Raw genomic sequence first — 4,596 nt, forward strand, 5'->3', positions numbered from 1 at the left:
CCGACAGATACAGATATAAACAAAAAAGCCTGGCTTCCGAAGAAACCAGGCTTTTTTCCTAGTGTGACCCCAACCGGATTTGAACCGGTGTTGCCGCCGTGAGAGGGCGGAGTACTAGGCCGCTATACGATGGGGCCGTGAGATTTACACCTCTTTTACCAGGTCTCCCTGGCAACACATATAACTATACAGAGGTTCCTAGAAACAACCAAATCGAAAAGCGGTGAATTGAGTCACATATTTTACACCGAGTGCAAGACCCAGCGCGTAGGCTCTTTTCCAGCCAAACAGACGCTCCCCCGGTAGCCCATCCGGCACCTCCGCAGCGCCCGCCTCCGCGCCCGCCTCCACACCTGCGCCTACCCCGTTCAGGCGCCACAGCACCACAGCACCAGGGCATCAAGACACAAAAATGCGCCCCGCACAGTGTACGGGGCGCATCCGCTCAAACTAGAGCAAGAAACTATGCCTTACGGCGGCGAAGCACCATCACAGCGGCACCAGCAATCAGCGCAAACGCACCGACAGCAGCCAGGCTCAGAACATTCTGAGCACCGGTCTTAGCCAGCGAACCCTTGCTCTGAGGCGCAGACTTGGTCGCTGAAGCGCTCACCTGAGAATCCGAACCGGAGCCCTTAGACTGACCCTCAGACTTCACCGAAGAAGAGTTCTTCAGCGGCGCGGTCTTCACGGTGGTTCCCAGCTGGTCGTTAGCCGCCTCTGCGCTGGGCTGCTCAGCCACAGGCTTCTCCTCCGCTACTGCAGCAGGTGCAGATGCGGAAGCAGAAGGCTCAGCGGAGGGGGAAGCCGGGAATGCCGGCTCTTCAGCCTCATCGCGGTTATCTGCGTTGCCAGCATCCTTCGCATCGTTAACAATCAGCGGAACAGCCGAATCGTACTCGCGGTTGGTTGCCACATCCGAACCGGCAGTGACGGTGCCGAGCAAGTAGCCCTGGCTGTACTGCATGGTGTTCGCGGGAACGCGCAGGGTTGCATCGAAGGAGTACTTGCCGGTGCGTGCGTTGTAGACGAACGCGCTCGCCGGAACGATGGTGGACACCTTCTGGATGTTTGCCAGTTCGCTATCGGTCAGCTTGTCGTTGCCCATCTCCCATTCGCCTTCCTTAACAATGAACAGGCGGATACCTTCTGCCGGGGGCTTCTCAAAGTCATAGCCGGATACGTGGAAGGTGTAGGGGCGGGTAATGTCGACGGTACCCTCAGCGAAGTTCAGGGAGGGGCCAATCAGCACTGCGGTAGCCTGCTTCGGGTAGCCCTGGAAAGGAACCTTAGCGGGGTTAATAGTCGCGGTGGAGGTGAACTCACCCTCGGAAACCTCAGCGTAGAACTTCACGATGGAGTTCGGGACCAGCTTCTGCTGCGAGGAGGGAACAGCCTTGCCGTTGCGGTCAACGGTTGCCTTGGAGGTGTAGGTGTCGGTCAGGGAGCCGTCGCCAGTCTTCGCGTTCAGCACGTAGGGTACAGCCGCGGTGGTGTTGGCGATATCCTGCTTATCCACCGCAATGACGGAGCCGTCTTCGGTGATAGTCAGGTCGTTAGCCTTACCGCCGTTCATCTCAACCTCACCGATCACACGGTCGGTCTTAGCGTCAAAGATAGCGATCTTGCCGGTACCGAAATCGGTCACGTACACCAGGTCGCGATTCTCATCGTTCTCCATGGACAGCGCCTGGGTGCCGAACTTGACGAACTTCTTGAACTCACCGGTGTTCAGGTCGTACACGGAGATACCGGAGTTCACGCCGTTCACACCCTGGGAGGAGACGTAAATTTCGTTCTCGGAGTGGTCAATGGTGACGTCAGAGGGGCGAACCTCGACGGTGGAATCCTCTGCGCGGGTCTGGATAACCTGCTCAGTCTTGAAAGTGTGAGTGTTGATAACGAAGACCTTGCCGCCGGTGCGCTCAGGCACGTACAGCTTGTCACCGTCAATGGTCATGTTCATGCCGACGTAGCGGGTGCCACCGTTGGGTGCGCCTTCCAGCTGCAGCTTGGTGACCTGGTAGGTCTTCATGTCGATAGCGGACACGTAGTAGCGACCGGTGACGAAAACCTTACCGGAGTTGTGATCCACCAGCACGGAGCGGGGGTGCTCAATCCAGTTCGGGTCGCTCTCGGCAATGCCGTGGTTAGTCCAAATCTGCTCCATGGTGTTCTGATCGAACACAGACAGGGAGTTGTCCGTGGTGTTAGTAACCCACACAGTACCGGACACATCATCAACAGTGATACCGTACGCGGAAATGTAGCCAAATTCGCCGTTCTTATCCAGCTCGAAGGGAAGCACAGCCACTTCTTCAATCTGAAGAGTGTCTGCATTGACACGAGCAATGGTGGAGGCGAGGTTGCCGCGGGCACCCACGCCGACCATCCAAATCTTGTTGGTCGCCTTAGAGTAGGCAACCTGATACTGGCCGGGCAGACCCTGGGTAATCTGCGCGACGGACGCGGAGGTGTCAACAACGCGGCTCAGCGCTGCGGTGGAAGGAACCGAGGCGCTGGGCGAAGCGGTCTGATGTGCGGTATTCGGTGCTGCGAAGGAGGCAGGAATCATGGCTGCGCCGGAGATTGCGAGCGCAAGGGAGCCGACGGCGAGCCCCTTCAATGCTTTGCCCGAGGAGGGAGTGAGGTTCAATGTGTGTCCTTCAAATGTGTGACGGAAGTGCTCACATGCCGCATGCGAATGCTAACGAGACATCCGTGAATATGCGGTGACATATTCGACGGCACGAAAAGCAGAAATGCAGGTAACGCATAAATTTACCTACCTTCTAATCCTCAGTGTTTTCCCAGGAAAATACAAGCAGCGACGGGGGTGTGTTTTGTGTTTTTATGAGTGACCCCCAAATTCGCCTTCAGTATCACGTGAAGGTTGAGGCGATTTCAGGGTTTTTCCTTGCCCTTGCGGGCAAAAACCCTGGTTACCAGGGGTATTGTAATGCTTTTATATTTACACATTAATGTAAAAGTTTAGGTGAGACATGCCAGCGACATTCACCACGGGCCACACATTTTTTCAACATTCAAAACCTATATTTTTACAGGCAAGTGCACATATATAAATATGCTTTAAAACCACCCACCCAGCATTAGCCCAAGCGGGCACGCAAAAGGCGGGTATCCCCCCCCCAGATTCGAAGAATCCGAAAGAGAAAATACCCGCCTTTTCACGCGTTACATCGAGCATTTACGCCCGAAAACTAAACGCTACGCTTATGCCTTGCGGCGGCGCATCACCAGAGCAGCGCCCGCAATCAGAGCCACAGAAGCGAAAGCAACCAGCGGCATCACAGCGTCAGCACCGGTGTTAGCCAAAGCGCCACGCGAAGAGCCAGCCTGCGAGGAGCCTGCGTCGCTCTTAGCTACCGAGGAACCACCGAGGGAAGAATCGGAACCGCCAACAGAGGAACCGCCATTCTTCACAGCCGAACCGGACTTATCAGCCTTCACAGCATCCGGAGCGGGCTTGGAGTCAGACTTGGAGTCCTGTGCACCGGTCTTAGCGTCAGACTTCGAATCAGTCTGAGATGCCTGATCCTTGGAGGTCTGATCCTTAGCCTCTGCGGTGTTCTCAGACTTAGCGTCAGACTTCTTATCCTCGGACTTAGCGTCCTCAGACTTCTTATCTTCTGCCTTCTTGTCCTCAGGCTTCTTGTCCTCAGCCTTCGGGTCAGCCGGCTTCGACTCCTCAGCCTTCACACCGGTCACCGTCGGGTAACCCGCAAAGTCCAGCGAAGTCGGGGTGACGGTCACCGGAGCTGCGCTCGCGTCAGTGTCCTTCACGCCAACCTTGAACTTCAGAATCGAGTTAGCCTTCAGCGGCTGAACCGATGAGGGAACGTCGTTACCCTGGCGGTCCTTATAAGGCAGGGAGGTGTACTCGCTAGCGGTGGTAATCTCGCCCGTGGTGCCGTTGAGCACGTAGGGCAGGGTCACCTTCTCGTCGCGATCCTTCTTGTCGAGGACCAGCACGGAGCCGTCCTTGAGCAGGGTCACGTCGTTCGCGGCTGCGCCGTTCATCTCAACCTCGCCGATGACCTCGTCAGCGCGGCCGTCGAAGACAGCCACCTTGCCGGTGCCGAAGTCGGTTACGTACACCAGGTCGCGGTCCTCATCGTGCTCCAGAGCGAGCGCCTGAGTGCCGAACTTGACGAACTTCTTGAACTCACCGGTGTTCAGGTCGTACACGGAGATACCGGAGTTGACGCCCTTCACGCCCTGGGAAGAGACGTAAATCTCATTCAGCGAGTGGTCCACAGCAACGTCGGAGGGGCGAACCTCAACGGTGGAGTCCTCACCCTGAGTCTGGATGGTCTTCTCAACCTTGAAGGTCTTGGTGTCCACGACGAAGAGCTTGCCGCCGGTACGCTCGGGCACGTACAGCTTGCCGCCGTCGAGGAACAGGTTCATGCTCACGTAGCGGGTGCCGCCGTCGGGTGCGCCTTCGAGCTGGATCTTCTCAACCTGCTTGGTCTTCAGATCGATAGCGGACACGAAGAAGCGGCCGGTCACGAATGCCTTACCGGACTCGTGGTCAACCAGAACGGAGCGGGGGTGCTCAATCCAGTTCGGGTC

2 protein-coding genes and 1 tRNA gene are annotated in these 4,596 nt (G+C 56.9%); all 3 read right to left on the reverse strand.

Going from position 1 to position 4,596, the window contains the following annotated elements:
• Positions 1-64: 64 nt before the first annotated feature.
• Positions 65-137 (reverse strand) — tRNA-Glu (locus tag HMPREF2779_RS01285).
• 326 nt (positions 138-463) lie between these two features.
• Positions 464-2,656 (reverse strand): LPXTG cell wall anchor domain-containing protein, encoded by a 2,193-nt coding sequence (locus HMPREF2779_RS01290; protein WP_105360625.1) that lies wholly within the window; start codon positions 2,654-2,656, stop codon positions 464-466.
• Between the two features lie 578 nt (positions 2,657-3,234).
• A partial coding sequence (locus HMPREF2779_RS01295) for a YncE family protein (protein ID WP_158676571.1) occupies positions 3,235-4,596 on the reverse strand: 1,362 nt, incomplete at its 5' end.

It is taken from the genome of Rothia sp. HMSC069C03 (genome assembly GCF_001811075.1).
GTDB lineage: Bacteria > Actinomycetota > Actinomycetes > Actinomycetales > Micrococcaceae > Rothia > Rothia mucilaginosa.